Origin of the sequence: Gordonia sp. CPCC 205515, from assembly GCF_048537925.1 — a bacterium.
Taxonomy (GTDB): Bacteria; Actinomycetota; Actinomycetes; order Mycobacteriales; family Mycobacteriaceae; genus Gordonia.
Genome location: NZ_JBCLVJ010000015.1, coordinates 1 through 19,368 on the forward strand (window position 1 = coordinate 1; position 19,368 = coordinate 19,368).

The window sequence follows — 19,368 nt, forward strand, 5'->3', positions numbered from 1 at the left end:
CACCGAGAGGTGAGCGGCCGCTGTTGTGGTCGAAACAGAGGTCAGGACGATGCGGCGGCGGTCGACATGACCCGCAGCGCGGAGATGAGTCCGTCGATGAGATTGCCCTGCCGGATGCTGGTGATGGCAGCGGTGACGCCGAGCTGGGCAACCCGATCGTTGACGCGATCGGCGACCGCCACACCGGAGACCACCACGACATCGTGGGTGTTGGGTGACACCGCGATCAGTGACCCGTGAGCGGGTTCGGGGGCGCGCAGCAGTACCGCGCGGGCGTCCGCGACCGCGTCGGCGCCGAGATCGCCGATGAACACCGAGAACCGCACCTCGGCGCGCTCGCTGGCGTCCTTGAGGGCGTCGTCGAGGCCGATCAGTTCATCACGGGTGAACGGCGGCGTCGTGGGGGCGTCACCCGGGTATCGGGTCGCCGAGACACGTCCGCTGTTGGTGATGACGGTGCCCACGGGGAGGGCACTGGTCGAGACGAGATCCTGCTCGTGGCGTCCGTGGACGAGTTCACCATTTGCCACTTGCCGACGCTCCTTCCACATCGGTCGCTTCCACATGGTGGGCGAGCGCCATCGGTTCGATATCGGTTGCGCTGAACAGCAGCGGCTGGTGATCCCATTGCTGGTCGAGGGTGTAGTTCTGCACCTTCGGGTACTTCACGCCACCCGAGAACACCATCGCGACGATGCACAGGATCACGAACACGATAGTGATGATCGTGACGGGCACTCCGAGCGGGACGATCAGGCTTTCCATGTCACCCTTTCGAACGGTTTGTCGGGCCGACCACATGACGCCGACCCGACGGTCGGCGTGACACAGGTCGTGTGATCAATCTAGCCGACGGCAACGACATGCGGGCGGCGACCCCTACAGCGCGTCGTAGACCGGCGCGAGCCCGCGGAATCGGGCCTCAGGCCGCACCCGCATCGATGTATTGCGCCCATGCCGGATCGATCTCCTTGACCGTCGCGAGCAGCCGCCAATGGCGTCCCTTCGGTGCGGTCGGCGTGATTCGCAACGCCCAGCCGAGTTCGCTGAGCAGCCGATCGGCCTTGTGGTGATTACAGCTCGCGCAGCACGCGACGCAGTTCTCCCAGCTGTGCCCGCCGCCGCGGCTGCGCGGCACGATGTGATCGATGGTGGTCGCCTTGGCCGAGCAATATCCGCAGCGGAAACGGTCGCGGTGCATGAGCGCCGCGCGGGTCAACGGGATCACCGCGCGATAGGGCACCTTGACGAAGGTCCGCAACCGGATGACGGTCGGGATCGGCACCGCGAGGTCTGCCGAGTGCACGGCCATGCCGGCGGCGTCGGCGTGCACCACATCGGCGCGTTCCCGCAGGACCAGGACGATGGCGCGGCGAAGTGAAATGGCGGTGAGGGGCTCGTAGGTCGCGTTGAGCAACAGCACTCGTCGTCGACCCCAGAGGGATGCGGGACGTACGGGCGGATCGGGGGAATCGAGACGTCCACCGGGCACCGAACTGAGCCCGTGATGGCGCGACTGCCCGCCGCTGTGCGCCTTCGCAGCTTTCCTCACCGTCATACGCGTCTCCCGCCTGCACCGACGAGGTCAAGTGCATCACGGAACACCGACGATTGCACGACAATTCTGCGTGTCCGCGCAGGTCGACTGAGTGAACACCGTGTGACGCGACAGTCACCACGCGTGCGATGTTGAGCGATCGGCAAACGGTGGCGACAATGGGGAGCGTGAGCACCGAACTGCCCCGGACCCAACGCACCTTCTACGAAGAAGTCGGCGGTGCGGACACATTTCACACGCTCACCGCGCGGTTCTACGAGGAGGTCGCCGCCGACGACGTGCTGCGCCCGCTGTACCCGGAGGCCGACCTCGGACCCGCCGAACGTCGCCTGCGGATGTTCCTCGAGCAGTACTGGGGCGGTCCCCGCACCTACTCCGAAGAGCGCGGGCACCCGCGACTCCGGATGCGGCATCACCCCTTCAAGATCGGGCCGATCGAGCGGGACGCCTGGCTACGCTGCATGCACACCGCCATCGCCTCCATCGACGCCGACACCCTCGACGACGCGCATCGCAAGGCGCTGGTCGACTACATGGAGATGGCCGCCCAATCCATGGTGAACTCCCCGTTCTGATCGTCGGCGTGTCGCCCGATGGCACGCGATGCCACCTGTAGTTCTCACAGAAAACACAGGTAGGGCACAATGACGACGGTGAGCGACGAGACATCGAATGTTGTCCCCGCCGAACCGGATCCAGACAGCCCGTCTGACGAGGCAGTGACCGACGCCGAGCAGCACGAGCAGGACGTTTCCCCAGCGTCGGACGGGGCCGATAGCGCAGACACCGACGAGGCCGAGGTTGCCGTCGACGACGAACCGGTTGCTGTCGACGACGAACCGGTTGCCGTCGACGAAGGATCCACCCCGATCCCTGAGGAGCGAGGCGCCAGCCGAGCCACGAAGGGCGACGCAACCGAAGAACCCGACGAACCACCCGTGGTCCCGGCGTCGACCGAAACCCAACTCGACCCCACCGACACCGAGTGGTGGAAGAACGCGATCTTCTATCAGATCTATCCGCGGGCCTTCTCCGACCTCAACGGCGACGGCGTCGGCGACCTCGCCGGCGTGATCGACAAGCTCGGCTATCTCGAGCTGCTCGGCGTCGACGCGATCTGGCTGAGTCCGATCATGCGCTCCCCCATGGCCGATCACGGCTATGACGTGTCCGACCCGCGCGACATCGACCCGCTCTTCGGCGATCTCGCGCTGTTCGACACGCTGATGACCGAGGCCCACGACCGCGACATCCGCGTGACGATGGACCTCGTCCCCAACCACACCAGCGACCAGCACCGCTGGTTCGTCGAGGCGTTGGCCGCCGAACCGGGCAGCCCCGAACGTGCCCGCTACATCTTCCGCGACGGGGTCGGCGAGAACGGCGACGAACCACCCAACAACTGGCACAGCGTGTTCGGCGGCCCCGCCTGGACGCGGGTCACCGAGGCCGACGGCTCCCCGGGGCAGTGGTATCTGCACATCTTCGCCGCCGAGCAGCCGGACCTGAACTGGGAGAACCCGGAGGTCTTCGACGATCTCGAGACCACGCTGCGGTTCTGGCTCGACCGCGGTGTCGACGGTTTCCGGATCGACGTCGCGCACGGCATGGCCAAGCCCGAGGATCTGCCGGACATGGACCTCGAGAACGTCGGACTGTTGACCAACAGCGACGACGACCCGCGGTTCAACAACTATGCGGTGCACGAGATCCACCGCAAGATCCGCACGGTCATGGACGACTACCCGGGCGCGGCCAACGTCGGCGAGATCTGGGTCGAGGACAACGAACGCTTCGCCGAGTACCTGCGGCCCGACGAACTGCATCTCGGGTTCAATTTCCGGCTGGCCAAGACCCCGTTCGAGCCCGCCGAGATCCGTAGCGCGATCGAGAATTCACTGGCATCGGTGCTGTCGGTCGCCGGCACTCCCACATGGACGCTGTCCAATCACGACGTGGACCGCGAGGTGAGCCGGTACGGGCACGTCGACGGCAGCGACGAGATCGATATCGACCTCGGTATCCACCGCGCCCGTGCCATGCTGCTCGTCGAACTCGCCCTGCCCGGCTCCATCTTCATCTACAACGGTGCCGAGTTGGGTCTGCCCAACGCGGAACTGCCCGACGACGCGCTGCAGGATCCGGTGTGGGAACGCTCCGGACATACCGAGCGCGGCCGCGACGGCTGCCGGGTTCCGTTGCCGTGGGAGGGAACCGAGCCGCCGTACGGCTTCACCACCGCTTCCGACACGTGGCTGCCGATGCCCGACACGTGGGCCCGGTTCACCGTCGAAGCACAGCTCGAGGACCTCGACTCGACTCTCTCGCTCTACCGCGAGGCCATCGAATTGCGGTATCAACGGCCAGAATTCGCCGGTGACACGGTGGAATGGTATGGGGCGCCGGAAGGTTGCCTGGCATTCCGCCGATCGGCGGGACACCTGGTGTGCGCACTCAACACGAGCGACGTCCCGGTGGCACTGCCGCCGGGCGAGGTCCTGTTGTCGAGCTACCCGCTCATCGACGGGCAACTGCCCCCGAACTCGGCGGCCTGGCTGGTCTGATCCACCTCGATCTGATCCGTCACGGCCGGGGTCACACGGGGATCATGGCGATGCGCTCGCGACGCTGGTAGACCGAGCCGTACCGGGCGTCGATCCGAATCCACGTCGGCGACACCCGGATTCGGACCGGTTCGGTCTCGGCGATCAGCTCTGTCGACGATGTCTCGGTGATCTCGTGACCGTCGGCATCCCGGATGAATCCCATTGCGGTGAGCGCGAACAACGCGCGCATCGTGACCGCGGCCCGGACCTGCTCGTCGTCGGAGGACACCGCGAGCACATCCTGGTCCAGCAGACCGGTTGCAGGTCCATGCGCACTGCCCTCGGTGCGCGCGAGATGCGCTCCGCCGCGCGACAATTCGACGACAGTCCGGGCGGGAACGTCGTCGACGTGGGCGAATCCGGTGCTCGGCGGCAGCGCGCCGCGCCAGGCGCTGTCGAAGGAGAAACCGGGGTCGACGGCGGTATCCGGTTCAGCGCTCGACAGCACGCTGCGCAGCGCGGTCGCGTCGCAGACGAGATCGTCGGGCGCCACCGCACCGAATACCGAACGTCCGGCGAGGACGTCGAATCCGGTGTTCACCCAGAGTCCGAGGAGCCCATCGGGGCGCGCCTTGATGCGGACCACTGCGGTGGAGTCGCCGCGCAGCGCGCGCCCGAGGAAGGCAATGGCATCCGACCGATCGCCCGGCCCTGCGACGGTGACATGCCGTTCGGGAGCGGTCATCGGCCGGCGGGCGCGATGTGCACCGGTAATCCGTTGAGCACCACCGTGCCCGAGAGCGGATCGAGCACCGAGCCGTCATTGAGTTGATTGACGTTCACGCCGGGATGCTCGGCGGCGACGGTCAGCCGCGTGCCGTCGACGTCGTGGCCCCAACCGTGCGGCAGCGAGGCGACACCGGGCCGGATGTCGGCGGTCACCTCGATCGGCACGATCACCTCCCCCGCCGGACCTTTGACGATGGCGAGGTCGTCGAGGCCCAGTCGGGCGGCGTCGTCGGGGTGGATCTGCAGTGTGCAGCGGTTGGTGCCGCCGGACAGGGCGTTGAGGTTGTGCATCCAGCTGTTGTTGGAGCGCAGGTGCCGTCGCCCGATGAGGACCAGATCCGCAGGGCCCCGATCTAGCGAGGCACGCAACCGGTCGACGTCGGCGATGAGGTCGTCGGCCGCGAGTTCGACTGTGCCCGAGGCAGTTCGGAGCACCCCCGGGAGGCGGGGTTGCATCGGGCCGAGGTCGATGCCGTGCGGTGCGGCGAGCAGACGTGCGAGGGTCAATCCGTCGGGCTTGGCGCCGAACGCATCCCCGTATGGTCCGACCCGCAGCATCATGTCGAGGCGTCGTTCGTAGCCGGGGCCGTCGGCGAGCATACCGGTCAGTTCGTCGACGTCGCGTCCGGCGATCGGTGAGCGCGGGTCGGACACCTCCTTGGCCAGGGTCATGCTGATCACCTGGTCGTCGACCAGCGCGGGATCGGCGTGCACCCCGAATCCGTAGATGGCCAGGATGATTCGGGAGAGAATGGTCGCCTCGTCGGGACGGCCGTCACCGGCGAAGACCGGCGGCGAGTACCGGGCGGTGGCGTGCACGGCGAGTTTGTCGAGCGCGAAGTCGTGGTGCGGCGCCTGCGACGGCGGAGGCGGTGGCAGGATCACGTCGGCGTGCCGAGTGGTCTCGTTGAGATACGGGTCGACGCTGAGCATGAAGTCGAGGCCGTCGAGCGCGGCGGCGAGGCGGTGTCCGTCCGGCGCGGAGAGCACCGGGTTGCCGGCGACGGTGATCAGCGCCCGGATCTGCCCGTCCCCCGGTGTGTCGATCTCCTCGGCCAGCGCAACCGCCGGCAGTTCGGCGGCCGCCTCGGGGTAGCCCGACACCCGGCTACGCCACCGTCCGGTACGAAAACCCTTGCCCGGCCGGGCACCACGCGGTGCCTCGGAGGTCGCCGACAGCGGGAACATCACGCCGCCGGGCCGGTCCAGATTTCCGGAGAGGATGTTGATGGCGTCGATCAGCCAGCTACCGAGGGTGCCGAATTCGACTGTGGTGGTGCCCATTCGGCCGTACACGGCGGCCGATGGCGCCTCGGCGATGGCGTGCGCGAGATCACGGATCTGTCCGGGATCCAGATCACAGTGAGCGGCAACAACTTCCGGTGCGAAGTCCGCTGCGAGCCGGCGGAGTTCGTCGACGCCGGAGACGAACGCGCCGATGCCGCCGAGGTCGGGTGCGACGAGATCGTCGGCGAACAGCACGTTGACGATGGCGAACAGCAGTGCGGCGTCGCTACCCGGGCGCGGCGCGAGGTGGACGTCGGCGAGTTTCGCGGTGCGGGTGCGCGCGGGATCGATGACGGTCAGTCGGCCCCCGCGTTTGCGGAGCGCGGCCAGTTTCCCCGGGAAGTCCGCGGCCGTCGCCAGACTGCCGTTGGACACAACGGGATTGGCGCCGATGATGACCAGGTGGTCGGTGCGGTCGAGGTCGGGGACGGTGAACGTCGCGGCGTGACCGTACAGGTATCCCTGGGCCACCTGCTTGGGCATCTGGTCCAGGGTGCTGGCACTGAAGACGTTCTTGGTGCCGAGTGCGCGGGCCACCAGCGGGCCGTAGAGTGCGCCCGCGACGGTGTGCGCGTTCGGGTTGCCGAGGTAGAGCCCCACCGACGGCCCGCCGTACTCGTCGATCACGCCGCGTAGTCGTTGTTCGACGATGTCGAAGGCCTCGGCCCAGTCGACCTCGACGAGTCGGCCGTCGCGTCGCACGAGTGGTGCGGTCAACCGGTCCGGGTCGTTGTCGAGTTCGGGCAGGCTCGCGCCCTTCGGACACAGGTAGCCGTGGCTGAATACGTCGTCGTGATCGCCGCGCGCCGAGAGCACGCGGCCCCTCTCATCGTCGACCTGCAGGGTGAGTCCGCAGGTCGCCTCGCACAGTGGACAGATTCGCAGCGCGGTCCGGGCCATGGTTCACCATAGCCCGCCGCGACCGGTCAGCGGATCACGCTGCGCAACTGCCGTGCCGCCACCGACAGTGTGGCCAGGTCGAGCGTGCCCGATTCCTCGATCTCGGCGAGGGTCGACCGCACCCGCGACAGGCGCGACGCATGCGAGAACTCCCACTCCTCGATCTTCTCCGCCGGCGACTCCTCGGGCTCCCCCACCTCGAGCACCTTGAGCGTCAGTGCCCGCAGAGCGCCCTGCATGTCGTCACGAAGGGCCAAGCGCGCCAGCGCGTGCCAGCGATCGCCGTACTCCAGGTTGGACACCGCGGTGAGTAGTTCCTCGATCCCGAAATGCTCCATCACCCCGAAGTAGAGTTCGCCGACCTCCACCGGATCACGATCGGCGATCTCGGCGGCGTCGATGATGTCGAGCAGGCAGAAACGGTGCAGACTCACTGCGGCGTCGTGCGCGAGATCCTGCGGCACCCCGGCCTCCCGGAAGCGCCGCGTGCGAAGCTGGACATCACGTGCCGAACTCGCCCCGAACCAGCTGTCGATGAGTGCGGTCAGGGTTTTGGCCCGGTCGCGGTAGCGGGTGATCTCCGCGGCCATCGCGAGCGGTTGCGGCCGAAACGCGAGCAGCCAGCGCGAGGCCCGGAAGAGCAGTCGCCGCGAGTACATCATCATCTCGTCGACGGCGGCCACGTCCGCGGGTGCGTCTTGGATGCGGGCGAACAGGTCATCCATACCGAAGACGGCACTGGCCACCACGTAGGCGCGGACGCCCTCCTCGGTCGACGCGCTCGCCCCCTCCCCCAACCGGAACAGGTGGGTGGTGCCTGCCTTGTCGATGACATCGTTGACCAGCGTGGTGGTGACGATCTCCCGACGCAGGCGATGCGACCGGATACCGGTCACGAACCGCTCCCGCAACGGGATCGGGAAGTAGCCCGCAAGGCGGTCATCGAAGACCTCGTTGTCGGGCAGGTCGGTGGCGAGCAGTTCGGATTTACTCGCCAGCTTCACGTGCGCCATCAGGGTTGCCAGTTCCGGCGACGTCAGACCGCGGTGGAGCTCACCGTGGATTCGCTTGTGCAGCTGCGCGGGTTCGGGCAACGCCTCCAACCGCAGATCCACCCCGTGGTGGCGCGCCAGGTCGGCGAGCATGCGGGCATGAACGTCCACCCGCAACGTCGAATACTGTCGGCAGAAGCCCAATTCGGCATTCTGCGCGATGTTGTCGGTGAGCACCAGATCCGCGACTTCGTCGGTCATCGACTCCAGCAACGGATTACGGTCGGCTGCGGGGAGTTCACCACCCGAGACGGCCGAGTCGAGCAGGATCTTGATGTTCACCTCGTGATCCGAGCAGTCCACGCCGGCGGAGTTGTCCATGGCGTCGGTGTTGACGCGGCCACCGGCGAGATCGAACTCGATACGGCCGCGCTGGGTCACACCCAGATTGCCGCCCTCCCCGATCACCTTGGCCCGCACCTGGTTTCCGTCGACCCGGATGGCGTCATTGGCCTTGTCCCCGACGTCGGCATCGGACTCGGTCGACGCCTTCACATAGGTACCGATGCCGCCGTTCCACAGCAGGTCGACCGGTGCGAGCAACACCGCCCGGATCAGCTCGGGCGGCGAGAGTGCCGTCACGTCGTCGGCGAGCCCGAGGGCGGTGCGCATGTCGGCGCTGACCGGGATCGACTTCTGGTCGCGCGGCCACACCCCACCGCCGGCGCTGATCAGACCGGTATCGTAATCGGCCCACGACGAGCGCGGCAGTGCGAACAGTCGCGCGCGTTCGGCAAAAGAGGTGGCCGCGACGGGATTCGGGTCGATGAACACGTGCCGGTGATCGAAGACTGCCACCAGCCGGATGTGTTCGGAGAGCAGCATGCCGTTGCCGAAGACGTCACCGCTCATGTCGCCGACACCGACGACGGTGAAGTCCTCGGTCTGCGTATCGACGCCCATCTCCCGGAAGTGTCGTTTCACCGATTCCCACGCACCGCGGGCGGTGATACCCATCTCCTTGTGGTCATAGCCGGCCGAACCGCCCGAGGCGAACGCGTCGCCGAGCCAGAATCCATACTGTGCGGCAACGTCATTGGCGATGTCTGAGAAGGCAGCGGTGCCCTTGTCGGCGGCCACCACCAGGTACGGGTCGTCGCCGTCGCGACGCACCACCGAACGGGCCGGGATCACGCTACCGAGTTGCCGGTCGATGTTGTCGGTGACGTCGAGCAGTCCGGCGATGAACCGTCGATAGCAAGCGACGCCGGCGAGTCGCTGGGCGTCGCGGTCGGCGCCCGGATCACCGGTGACCGGCGGCGGCCGCTTGACGATGAAGCCACCCTTCGCCCCGAGCGGCACGATGACCGCGTTCTTCACCGCCTGCGCCTTCACCAGTCCGAGGATCTCGGTGCGGAAGTCCTCCCTCCGGTCCGACCAGCGCAGGCCGCCCCGGGCAACCATGCCGAATCGCAGGTGCACGCCCTCGACCTCCGGGGAGTACACAAAGATCTCGTGCAGCGGTTTGGGTTGCGGCGCTTGCGGAATCTCGCGGGGCCGCAGTTTGAAGGACATCACCGGCCGGTGTCCGGACTCGTCGGACACGTAGTAGTTGGTGCGGGAGGTCGCGGTCAGTACCGCGACGAACGCCGACAGGATGCGGTCGGCGTCGAGATTGATGACCGCACCGAGAGCCTCGCGCAGACGATCGAGCACCGCCGAACGACGGGCCTCGTCGGCGGTGTCGGGGTCGAAGGAGGCGGCGAACAGGTCGACGAGACCGCGGGTGACCGCGGGGTGCTCTCCCAGCACGGACGCGACATGGCTTGTGGTGTAGGAGAATCCGCACTGCCGCAGGTATCGGCCATAGGCCCGCAGCATCGCTGCCGACCGCCAATGCAGACCGCAACGCAGGACGAGTTCGTTGAAGGCGTCGACCTCGGCGTTGCGCCGCCACACCTGCCGGAAGGCGTCGGTGAACCGCTGTTCGAGGTCGGCGAGCGAATCGGGCGCCACCGACATGCCCGGCGCCAGCGTCACCCCGAACTCGTATGCCCAACAGGACAATCCGTCCGGCCTGACCAGATTGAAGGGATGCTCGTCGAGGACGTCGAGGCCGAGGCTGTGCAGCACCGGCAGCACATCGGTGAGGGTCGCCGAGTCACCGCCGAGATAGAGGGTGAAGACCCACCGGGCCCCGGCGAGATCGTCGGCTCCTTCGACGCCGTCGCCCTCGTCGACGAATCGGCTCAAGGCGACCGTCACCCCGCCGGGTTCGAGTCCGGCCACGTGGATCAGGTCGTCGAGCGCCGCCCGCGGCGATCGCAGATCCTTGTACTCCTCCGACAGCGCCGGCAGCATCCGGAGCAACGTGTCCAGTCCCCCGGCGGGCCACACCTCGACGATCTGCTCCGGCGTCATCTCCATCGCCGACGCCCGACCGAGTGCACGCACCCGTTCGTCCCAACTGCGGATCGCCTCGGACAGGGCGGTCTGCATCGCCTCGTGTCGCGGGCTGCCGGTGTCGAGGGACCCGAGCGAGCGGACGGTGTCGGTGTCCACCCGCATCAGTACCTGCAGCAGCGCCAACGGCATCTCACTGACCCGGGCGGTGTACTCCAGGTCGGATCCGCCGAGCAGTCGCAGCAACTCCGACTGCAGGGTCAGTCGTGAATGCGTGGTGTAGCGATCGCGCGGCAGATAAACCAGCGCCGAGGCCATCCGGCCGTCCGGGTTGGCGCGAACGAACAGTCGCAGCGAGCGGGTCGCGACCGCGTCGAGCATCTCCTCCACCCGCCGGCCCAGTTCCTCGTCGGTGGCGGCGAACATCTCGACGAGCGGATAGTTCTGCAGCAACTCGAGCATCGACTGGCCCGCGTACGAGTCGTCGTCCACACCGGCCAGTCCCAGAACCGACCCCACCTTGTGGCGCAGCACCGGGACGTCGAGCACCGTCTGATGCAGGCCGGAGGACGTGAACGACCCGAGGAATCGGTACTCGCCGTCGGGTGCACCCTCCGCGTTGAAGGCGGGCACCTGCAGCAGGCACGGGAAGTTCGATCGCTGAATCCCGGTCTCGAGGAACACCCGGGACACCCGCGGCAGCATCGGCTGCCCGGTGACCGACGGGAAGTCCGAAGGCACGGCGCCGGTGCGCCACAGCCCGAACCGCTCGTCAGCGGTACCGTCGGCGGTCACGTGGACATAGCCGAGCGGCACGAAATGATTGCCCGCGAACCACTCGAGCAATCGTCCGTACTCGATGCTGTCGGCCGGACTGATCCCGGTTGCGGCAGTCGCCGGAATGGCGGCACAGTGCGACGCCAAGCCCGTCATTCGATCACGCATCGCGGCCACGTCGGCCTCGACATCGGCGACTCGGCCGATGACCTCGGCGATGTCGGCGCGCAATGAGTCCAGATCCACGTCGGGCTGATGCGAGAGAGCGGTGACGAAGATCCACGACTCCACCGCGGTGGCCTCGTCGTCGCCGAAGTCGGCCAGCGTGCCATCGTCGGACCGGATCACCGGCAGCACCGGATGATCCATGCTGGTCACCGACAGATCGTGGGCCTCAACCGTGGCCAGGACCGCCTCCACCAGGTGCGGCATATCGTCGTTGACCGCGATGACCTCGATCCCACCGGAGCGGGTGGCGAGCACATCGACCAACCGCGCACCCGGATCCCGACGGTGCGCCACCTCCAGGTGTCGTCGCACACGGGCCAGATCGTCGGGGTCGAGTTCACCCGGGTCTGCCGGCTCCGCGTCACCCCCGGTGCTCGACGACGAACTGAAGTAGCGCGCAATCGCTTGCGGTAGAAGCGATGTCGAGTTCGACAACCGTATTCACCCCATCGGCAACGACGTTAGTGAGAGCCGGGACCTCCGGCCGTTCCTACGGCCGATACTAGTTCCTGGCACCATCGCACGAGTGAATGATGACGGGAAACCCGGCGAACTCGTCGACATCCCCGGCGGACGCTTTGTGATGGGCTCGGACCGGTTCTATGCCGAGGAACGCCCCGCCCACGAACGACAGATCGCAGGCTTCGCAATCGAGGCGCATCCGGTGACCAACGCCGCCTACCGGGAGTTCGTCGAGGCGACGGGGTATGTGACCGTCGCCGAACAGGAGATCGATCCGGCCGACTTCCCGGACGCCGAGCCGGCCGAGTTGGTGCCCGGCGCGCTGGTCTTCACTCCGACGTCCGGCCCGGTCGACCTCGCCGATTGGCGCGGGTGGTGGCGGTGGCAGCCGGGCGCGTCGTGGCGCCATCCGCTCGGACCCGACTCGGGCATCGACGACCGTCTCGATCACCCGGTGGTGCAGATCGCCTACGCCGACGCCGTCGCCTACGCCGAGTGGGCGCACCGCCGTCTGCCGACCGAAGCCGAATGGGAGTACGCCGCGCGTGGCGGTGTCGATGGTGCCGACTATGCGTGGGGCGCGGAACTGCACCCGGAGGGGCAGGTCATGGCCAACACCTGGATCGGCGAGTTCCCCTATCGGTCGCTGGGGTGGAGCGGTACGTCACCGGTCGGCAGCTACCCGGCCAACGGATGGGGGTTGGTCGACATGATCGGCAACGTCTGGGAGCGGACGTCGGACGTCTACACACCACGACATGTGCCGCCGGAGTTGAGCACGGTGACTCCCGACGGACGTCGGGATCTGTTGGCGCCGACCACTTCCCCACAGGTCAGTCGCGTGACGAAGGGTGGATCACACCTGTGCTCGCCGCAGTACTGCCGCCGCTACCGACCCGCTGCGAGGTCGCCGCAGTCCGACGACTCGGCGACCTCGCACCTCGGGTTCCGCTGCGCCCGTTGAGATTTGACCTCAACGAGGGCCGGACACCTCAGTCGCGGGTGAGCTTGCGGTGGGTCACCCGGTGCGGGCGAGCAGCATCGGCACCGAGGCGCTCGATCTTGTTGGCCTCGTAGGCCTCGAAGTTGCCCTCGAACCAGAACCACTGCCCCTCTTCGACATTGCCTTCCCACGCGAGGATGTGGGTACAGGTGCGGTCGAGGAACCAACGGTCGTGACTGATGACCACGGCGCAGCCGGGGAACTGCTCGAGTGCGTTCTCCAATGAGCTGAGGGTTTCGACGTCGAGGTCGTTGGTCGGCTCGTCGAGCAGGATCAGGTTGCCGCCCTCCTTAAGGGTCAGCGCGAGATTCAGACGGTTGCGCTCACCACCGGAGAGCACCTCGGAACGCTTCTGCTGATCCGGCCCCTTGAAGCCGAAGGCGCTGACGTAGGCCCGTGACGGCATCTCGTTCTGGCCGACCTCGATGTAGTCCAGGCCGTCGGAGACGACCTCCCATACCGACTTCTTGGGGTCGATGTCGGCGCGGTTCTGGTCGACGTAGCTGAGCTTGACCGTTTCGCCGACCTTCACATCGCCCGAATCGGGTGCCTCGAGGCCGACGATGGTCTTGAACAGCGTCGTCTTACCGACACCGTTCGGACCGATGACGCCGACGATGCCGTTGCGCGGCAGCGTGAACGAGAGGTCCTTGATCAGTACCCGACCCTCGAAGCCCTTGTCGAGGTGGGAGACCTCGACCACCACGTCGCCGAGGCGCGGCGGCGTCGGGATCTGGATCTCCTCGAAGTCGAGCTTGCGGGTCTTCTCGGCCTCGGCCGCCATCTCCTCGTAGCGCGCGAGGCGGGCCTTGTTCTTGGTCTGGCGGGCCTTGGCACCCGACCGGACCCAGGCGAGTTCTTCCTTGAGCCGCTTTTGCAGCTTCTGGTCCTTCTTGCCCTGGACCTCGAGCCGCTCGGCCTTCTTCTCCAGGTAGGTCGAGTAGTTGCCCTCGTAGGGAATCAGCTTGCCGCGGTCGACCTCGCAGATCCATTCCGCGACGTGATCGAGGAAGTAGCGGTCGTGGGTGACGGCCAGGACGGCACCCGGGTAGCTCGCGAGGAACTGCTCGAGCCACAACACGCTCTCGGCGTCGAGGTGGTTGGTCGGTTCGTCGAGCAGCAGCAGATCCGGCTTGGACAGCAGCAGCTTGCAGAGCGCCACACGGCGTCGCTCACCTCCGGAGAGGTGGGTGACCGGGGAATCTCCGGGCGGGCAGCGCAGGGCATCCATCGCCTGCTCGAGCTGCGAGTCCATGTCCCACGCGTCGGCGTGGTCGAGGTCCTCCTGCAGCTTGCCCATCTCCTCCATGAGCTCATCGGAGTAGTCGGTGGCCATCTGCTCGGCGATCTGGTTGAAGCGGTCGAGCTTCTCCTTGATCTCGCCCATGCCCTCTTCGACGTTCTCCTTGACCGTCTTCTCCTCGTTGAGCGGCGGCTCCTGCAGCAGGATGCCGACGGTCGCATCGGGATCGAGGAAGGCCTCGCCGTTGGACGGCTGGTCGATGCCGGCCATGATCTTGAGGATCGACGATTTACCGGCACCGTTCGGTCCGACGACGCCGATCTTGGCGCCGGGGAAGAACGACATGGTGACGTCGTCGAGGATGACCTTGTCGCCGTGCGCCTTGCGCACCTTCTTCATCGTGTATATAAATTCGCCAGCCACGCTTTAGCCTCTCTACCTGCAATATTGTCATCGTGTTCGCTGGTGGATCACCCATCCCCATCTGGTGAGGATTCTCGCCATCGACAGGGCGGTGGGCCACCTGAGCGTTTCGTCGCCAACCACTCTATCGACGCCCACCAGCGCGCACAGTCGTCAGGTCAATCGGTTCCTTACGTGGCGCAAGTACTCGACGGCCCGCGCCACCGCAACCGCACGATCGTCGGTGTACGTGTCGGGCCAGTCGATGTCGGATTGCAGACGCGCGAGGACCTCCCCCACATCGACCAACGGCACGGCGACAAGCGACGTCACAAACTCGAGATCCTTCGGCCGACCGGCGATCATCTTCGAAACACAAAGATCGACGGGGTCCAGGCAATGGCCGATCTCCCCATAAGTGGCGCCGTCGGGAAAACGCACGAGACGGCCAGTCCAGCCAACGGGCAGGGTCACCGTCCTCGGGCTGATGCCCTCGACATAGAAACCATTGGCCAGATGAAATTCGCTTTGCTCACCGAGGTAGGCGTCGATCCGAACCCGTTTCTCGGTGTCCTCGATGCCCAGCTCCACGGCGCTGGTCGGTGCCGCATCCATCTCTCGGGAACGAGTCGCCTCGTCCGGTAACAGACTCTCGTCAAAGCTCGCGAGAATCGCTTGCGACCCGAAAACGACTACCGAGGATTCCTGCACGACGTGACAGGCAGCAGCGATGCCGCGTGCGAGTTGGTCCCTGTTCACGCAGCTACAAGGACTGCTCTACGGCGACAGCGTCCTGCAACACAGACATGCGTTCATCCGGGGATAGGAGCATGGGTAGCGGCGACAGATTACGCATCTCACCCTCGATGTCGCCGTCGCCCGACACCATCATGTCGATGCGATCCAGATCGTTACCGCTGAGGAGCGAACGCCATATCTCGACGTACTCGTGATTGAGACCGGCCACCTGAGTGCCAGTCCATTCGAGATGTTCACGGAGTTCAGGGGTGTCGACTCGCAGGCCGTTTCGACGAATCTTCCGCATCACACGATCGTGCATGATCTGCTGCCGCAGGTACTTGTTGCTACGCATGCTCGACACCCTCCTTCCCAGATCTCTAACGCTAACACGGTCATCGACCCGATTTGCTAGCTATAACCGCAGGTCACATCCATTTTGTGCCTAGGCATTCAGTTCAATGAACGCATTCCGGACCTATCATCGTCGTATGCCTGTCGACCAGAGCGCGCTCGACGACATCATCGACGAGCTCTACGGTGCGCCGCCGGCCGAGTTCGTCGCCCGGCGCACCGAGTTCGTGAAAGCGGCCCGCGCTGATGGCAATCGCAGGCTCGCGCAGTCCGTTTCGAAATTGCGGCGGCCCACGCAGGTCGCCTCGGCCGTCAACCTCTGGGCACGCACCCAACCCGACGAGATCGAGGCCCTCACCGATCTCGCGCAGCAACTGACCGATGCCCAACGCAAGTCGGCAGCCGACCGCCTACGCGCCCTGTCCGCGCGCCGACAGGAACTGGTCGCCACCGCGACGTCCGCCGTCGCGGTGACCGCCGCCGATGCCGGCGCACGACTGTCCGACAACGCGCTCCGCGAGGTCGGCCAGACGCTGCGCGCCGCTCTTGCCGACGAGCAGGTGCTCGACGACGTCCGCCGCGGACGGCTGACCACTTCGGCCGAGTACAGCGGATTCGGGCCCAGCGGGTTGTTCGTCGTGCCCGACATCGACACCACGCCACCGGTCCCCGACCCCGACCCCGCACTGTCCGACGACGATGCGGCACAACGTCGAGCGGAGTTGCTCGCCGAAGCGCGTGACTTGTTGTCGGCGACCACCGCCGCCGAGGCCGAGGCCCGCGCGACCGAACAGCACCGTGCCGCCGCGGCCGCCGACCTCACTCGCCAGGTCGGCGATCTCGAAACACAGCTCGACGAGCTGCGTGCCGAACTGACCCGCCGCGAAGACGAGTTGCGCTTCGCGCGCCGTCAGGCCGAGGTCGCCGAACGTGACCACGAGCAGTCCCGCACCGCACTCGACGACGCCCAGCGACAGGTGACCCGGGCCCGCCACGTCGTCGACTCACTGAGCGACGAGGCGACCCCGTAGCGGCGACACGGCAAACCCCGTATCGCCGCCCCGGATCGGGTTACGCCGCCGCGGGTCGGGCCGCGACCTCCTCGACCGCCACCACTGCCGTGGCGCCAGGTTCCTCATATCGGGCAACGCACCGACTGAGATCCAATCCGACTGCGACCGCAGTCATTTCGAGATCGGACCGCTTCTCCCCGTCATTCGTCACATACTCGTTCGTTTTGATCTGGCCGTGCGCAATGATCGGGCGCCCCTTCGCGATCGCCACCCCGACGCCGGCGAGTAGGCGGCGCCAGCAACTCACGGTGAGATACAGGGTCGGGCCGTCGGTCCACTCCTGGGAGCGTTTGTCCAGCCGGCGGGAGTTGCACGCCACGCGGAAGGAGATCACCTCCTCGCCGGTCGTGGTCTGTCGGCGACGAGGCTCGCTCACGACGCTGCCGATCACAGTTGTGTACGTCTCAAACATGCTCCACTCCTTGGGTTCTCCCAGCGCCACCGATTGTCGTGGCTGGAGTCAGCATCGACCAGAAACCGGTCGGAAAACGTCCACCGAGGCGATCTGTGGATAACTCGGCGTTTCAGTGGCGCTTGTTGAGATCCTTGAGCATCTCGTTGTAACTCGAGAGATCGGCGTCATGGTCACGCACGGCTCGACGGTCGTAGCGGCGCGCCTGTTTCTCGTCCTGCCGCCGCCACTGCACCAACAGCGCCAGCATGACCACGACGAGCGGTATTTCGCCTGCCGCCCAAGCGATTCCGCCTCCGGTTCGCTGGTCGTCGAACAGGCTGTAGTTCCACGGCAGTTGCAGCCCCCGGTAGTACGACTCGGCGATGATCGCGCTCGTCATCATCAACGCCACGCCGAAGAAGGCGTGGAACGGCAAAGAGCCCCAGACGATTCCGAGTTTGGCCACCGGGGACACCTGTCGTGGTGCGGGGTCGATGCCGATCACGATCCAGTAGAACAGGTAGCCGCTGACCAGGAAGTGCAGGTTCATGACGATGTGCGCCGCGTGATACGGCACCACCGTCTCGAAGAGCCCACCGAGGTAGAGGGCATAGAAACTGCCGACGAACAGGATCGCGGCGACGACCGGCTGGGTCAGGAACCGCGAGAGCGGACTGTGGATCGCCGACTGGATCCACTCACGCGGACCCGGCGGATTGTGTCGCCCGGCCGGAGGCAACGCGCGCAACGCGAGGGTCACCGGGCCGCCGAGAACCAGCAGGACCGGGATCATCATCGACATCATCATGTGGGCGATCATGTGGATGCTGAACATGGCCGGCGAGTAGCGGCCGATGCCCGACGACGTCGCGAACAGCAGCAGTGCACAGCCGAGAATCCAGGCCACGGTGCGTCCGACGGGCCAGTCGTCGCCGCGTCTCCGCAGTCGCACGACGCCCCGCAGATAGACGACGGCGAGGATGATCGCGAGCGTGCCGAACAGCAGGTCGAAACGCCAGTCGAACAGGATGCGGCCCAGGGTCGGCGGCCCGTCGATGCGGTAACCGATCTGGCTTTCCGCGGCGCTCAGATCGGCGCTCTCGGTCGGCGGCGGGGGTGTCCGGGAGAGTCCGACCGCCAGACCGAAGGTCACCGCGAACACCAGCGATTCGATGAGCGCGAACCGCACGAACACCGATCGTCCGGCAGGCTCGGTCTCGAGTCGCTCGATGGTGACCCGACGATGCCAGGCGCCCAAGGTGCCGAGCACGATGAGGGCGATCAGTTTGGCGAGGACCACCCTGCCGTACGCGGTGGAGACGAGTTCGTCCAGCGGGACCCGGATGAGCGCGTTGATGACGCCGCTGATGCCGACGACGACGATGCACCAGAACGCGACCCGGGAGAAGCGACGCACGGCGAGTACTCGCCAGCGCCCGTCGGCAAGCGCATAGGTGACGACCGCGAACAGGCCACCCATCCACACCGTCGCGCCCAGGATATGCAGGATGAGACTGTTGGTGGCCAGGTCGTGGTTGCCGCCCACCGAGGAGTGCCCGGCCAACGCCGGCGGCATCAGACTGAGGACGACGAGGTACAGGGCCAGGAACGTCCAGCCCCATCGCATCACGATGCGGGCGCAGGCAGCTGCGGCGACCGCAAAGATCGCCGTCCACATCCATGTCCGCGCGTCCGCGACCTGTGAATAGGCGTTGATGAGGTTGGTCGGTTTGATCGATTCCGACAACGGTTGACCGCTGACGTTCGAGATCGACAACGGGATGAGCAAGGCCGCGCACACCGCCCACACCAGTGACGCGGTCGCCGCGATCCGGATTGCCCGAAATCCACCCACGTCGAGGAATCCGTCCTCCTGCGGGGGCACGAAGAACGCGGCAAAGATCGTCGATCCGATGGCGATGGCCGCGGAGACCTCGCCGATCGCGGTGACCGTCGGAAGTCCGTAGGTGGTCAGCAATCCCGGGTCTGGCACGCCGGCCAACTGCAACGCACTCGATGCGGTGGCCACGGTCACCAGGATCGCGACGATGGCGGCGAGCCAGGTCAGCGCCCACGAGAGGCCGGCCACGACGCCGGGTTGCTCGCGCATCGCGTCCCGTCGTGTCTCCTCCGGGGCTGTCGGCGAAGCGCTGGTCATGCACCCACTGTAGGGCGTGTCTCTCATTGCTTCTGCGAGGGATTGGCGGAGCCGATTGGTT

At 66.5% G+C, this 19,368-nt stretch carries 15 protein-coding genes; 4 read left to right on the forward strand and 11 right to left on the reverse strand.

Annotated elements, in window-relative coordinates:
* Window positions 1-41: 41 nt before the first annotated feature.
* The 3 genes from AAFP30_RS21630 to AAFP30_RS21640 form a co-directional block, all read right to left on the reverse strand.
* Entirely contained in the window at window positions 42-530 is a 489-nt protein-coding gene (locus AAFP30_RS21630; RefSeq protein WP_419232082.1) for a DUF5130 family protein, read from the reverse strand.
* Window positions 517-765: a hypothetical protein gene (locus AAFP30_RS21635; protein ID WP_419232083.1), complete on the reverse strand. Its 249-nt coding sequence runs from the start codon at window positions 763-765 to the stop codon at window positions 517-519. Before AAFP30_RS21635 ends, AAFP30_RS21630 begins: the two co-directional genes overlap by 14 nt.
* Before the next feature lie 157 nt (window positions 766-922).
* Window positions 923-1,558, reverse strand: coding sequence for an HNH endonuclease (locus tag AAFP30_RS21640; protein WP_419232084.1), 636 nt, complete (start codon window positions 1,556-1,558; stop codon window positions 923-925).
* Between the two features lie 158 nt (window positions 1,559-1,716).
* Between AAFP30_RS21640 and AAFP30_RS21645 the strand changes: the two genes are divergently transcribed.
* Both AAFP30_RS21645 and AAFP30_RS21650 read left to right on the forward strand, forming a co-directional pair.
* Window positions 1,717-2,133, forward strand: a complete 417-nt coding sequence (locus tag AAFP30_RS21645) for a globin (RefSeq protein WP_419232085.1) — start codon at window positions 1,717-1,719, stop codon at window positions 2,131-2,133.
* Between the two features lie 69 nt (window positions 2,134-2,202).
* Complete coding sequence (locus tag AAFP30_RS21650) at window positions 2,203-4,122, forward strand: alpha-amylase family glycosyl hydrolase (protein ID WP_419232086.1); 1,920 nt, start codon at window positions 2,203-2,205, stop codon at window positions 4,120-4,122.
* Between the two features lie 31 nt (window positions 4,123-4,153).
* Here the strand turns inward: AAFP30_RS21650 and AAFP30_RS21655 are convergent, their stop codons facing one another.
* Genes AAFP30_RS21655 through AAFP30_RS21665 form a run of 3 tightly spaced genes read right to left on the reverse strand, consistent with a single transcriptional unit; the run spans window position 4,154 to window position 11,915 of the window.
* The gene (locus AAFP30_RS21655; RefSeq protein ID WP_419232087.1) at window positions 4,154-4,849 is read right to left on the reverse strand and encodes a hypothetical protein; all 696 of its coding nucleotides are present in this window, start codon (window positions 4,847-4,849) and stop codon (window positions 4,154-4,156) included.
* A complete protein-coding gene (locus tag AAFP30_RS21660) occupies window positions 4,846-7,080 on the reverse strand; it encodes a molybdopterin-dependent oxidoreductase (protein WP_419232088.1) in 2,235 nt (744 codons plus the stop codon). Before AAFP30_RS21660 ends, AAFP30_RS21655 begins: the two co-directional genes overlap by 4 nt.
* Before the next feature lie 26 nt (window positions 7,081-7,106).
* A complete protein-coding gene (locus AAFP30_RS21665; protein ID WP_419232089.1) occupies window positions 7,107-11,915 on the reverse strand; it encodes an NAD-glutamate dehydrogenase in 4,809 nt (1,602 codons plus the stop codon).
* Between the two features lie 148 nt (window positions 11,916-12,063).
* Between AAFP30_RS21665 and AAFP30_RS21670 the strand changes: the two genes are divergently transcribed.
* A complete protein-coding gene (locus tag AAFP30_RS21670) occupies window positions 12,064-12,906 on the forward strand; it encodes a formylglycine-generating enzyme family protein (protein WP_419232175.1) in 843 nt (280 codons plus the stop codon).
* Window positions 12,907-12,934: 28 nt separating this feature from the next.
* On the opposite strand, the gene ettA is transcribed toward AAFP30_RS21670, so the two are convergent.
* The 3 genes from ettA to AAFP30_RS21685 form a co-directional block, all read right to left on the reverse strand.
* Window positions 12,935-14,611: an energy-dependent translational throttle protein EttA gene (gene ettA, locus AAFP30_RS21675; protein WP_419232090.1), complete on the reverse strand. Its 1,677-nt coding sequence runs from the start codon at window positions 14,609-14,611 to the stop codon at window positions 12,935-12,937.
* A gap of 153 nt (window positions 14,612-14,764) precedes the next feature.
* A complete protein-coding gene (locus AAFP30_RS21680) occupies window positions 14,765-15,301 on the reverse strand; it encodes a DUF6036 family nucleotidyltransferase (RefSeq protein WP_419232091.1) in 537 nt (178 codons plus the stop codon).
* Window positions 15,302-15,353: 52 nt separating this feature from the next.
* Window positions 15,354-15,683: a hypothetical protein gene (locus AAFP30_RS21685; protein WP_419232092.1), complete on the reverse strand. Its 330-nt coding sequence runs from the start codon at window positions 15,681-15,683 to the stop codon at window positions 15,354-15,356.
* Between the two features lie 136 nt (window positions 15,684-15,819).
* Here AAFP30_RS21685 and AAFP30_RS21690 point away from each other — a divergent pair, with 136 nt between their 5' ends.
* Window positions 15,820-16,713, forward strand: coding sequence for a hypothetical protein (locus AAFP30_RS21690; RefSeq protein WP_419232093.1), 894 nt, complete (start codon window positions 15,820-15,822; stop codon window positions 16,711-16,713).
* A 40-nt stretch (window positions 16,714-16,753) separates the two neighbouring features.
* On the opposite strand, the gene AAFP30_RS21695 is transcribed toward AAFP30_RS21690, so the two are convergent.
* Together AAFP30_RS21695 and AAFP30_RS21700 are read right to left on the reverse strand one after the other, a co-directional pair.
* Window positions 16,754-17,167 (reverse strand): single-stranded DNA-binding protein, encoded by a 414-nt coding sequence (locus tag AAFP30_RS21695; RefSeq protein ID WP_419232094.1) that lies wholly within the window; start codon window positions 17,165-17,167, stop codon window positions 16,754-16,756.
* 112 nt (window positions 17,168-17,279) lie between these two features.
* A complete protein-coding gene (locus tag AAFP30_RS21700) occupies window positions 17,280-19,307 on the reverse strand; it encodes a cytochrome c oxidase assembly protein (protein WP_419232095.1) in 2,028 nt (675 codons plus the stop codon).
* Window positions 19,308-19,368: the final 61 nt, after the last annotated feature.

Excerpts from the sequence above, each read along its gene's own strand:
- AAFP30_RS21635 (WP_419232083.1), bottom strand. The coding sequence starts at position 765 with ATGGAAAGCCTGATCGTCCCGCTCGGAGTGCCCGTCACGATCATCACT.
- AAFP30_RS21640 (WP_419232084.1), bottom strand. The coding sequence starts at position 1,558 with ATGACGGTGAGGAAAGCTGCGAAGGCGCACAGCGGCGGGCAGTCGCGC.
- AAFP30_RS21645 (WP_419232085.1), top strand. The coding sequence starts at position 1,717 with ATGGGGAGCGTGAGCACCGAACTGCCCCGGACCCAACGCACCTTCTAC.
- AAFP30_RS21650 (WP_419232086.1), top strand. The coding sequence starts at position 2,203 with ATGACGACGGTGAGCGACGAGACATCGAATGTTGTCCCCGCCGAACCG.
- AAFP30_RS21655 (WP_419232087.1), bottom strand. The coding sequence starts at position 4,849 with ATGACCGCTCCCGAACGGCATGTCACCGTCGCAGGGCCGGGCGATCGG.
- AAFP30_RS21660 (WP_419232088.1), bottom strand. The coding sequence starts at position 7,080 with ATGGCCCGGACCGCGCTGCGAATCTGTCCACTGTGCGAGGCGACCTGC.
- AAFP30_RS21670 (WP_419232175.1), top strand. The coding sequence starts at position 12,064 with ATGGGCTCGGACCGGTTCTATGCCGAGGAACGCCCCGCCCACGAACGA.
- AAFP30_RS21685 (WP_419232092.1), bottom strand. The coding sequence starts at position 15,683 with ATGCGTAGCAACAAGTACCTGCGGCAGCAGATCATGCACGATCGTGTG.
- AAFP30_RS21690 (WP_419232093.1), top strand. The coding sequence starts at position 15,820 with ATGCCTGTCGACCAGAGCGCGCTCGACGACATCATCGACGAGCTCTAC.
- AAFP30_RS21695 (WP_419232094.1), bottom strand. The coding sequence starts at position 17,167 with ATGTTTGAGACGTACACAACTGTGATCGGCAGCGTCGTGAGCGAGCCT.
- AAFP30_RS21700 (WP_419232095.1), bottom strand. The coding sequence starts at position 19,307 with ATGACCAGCGCTTCGCCGACAGCCCCGGAGGAGACACGACGGGACGCG.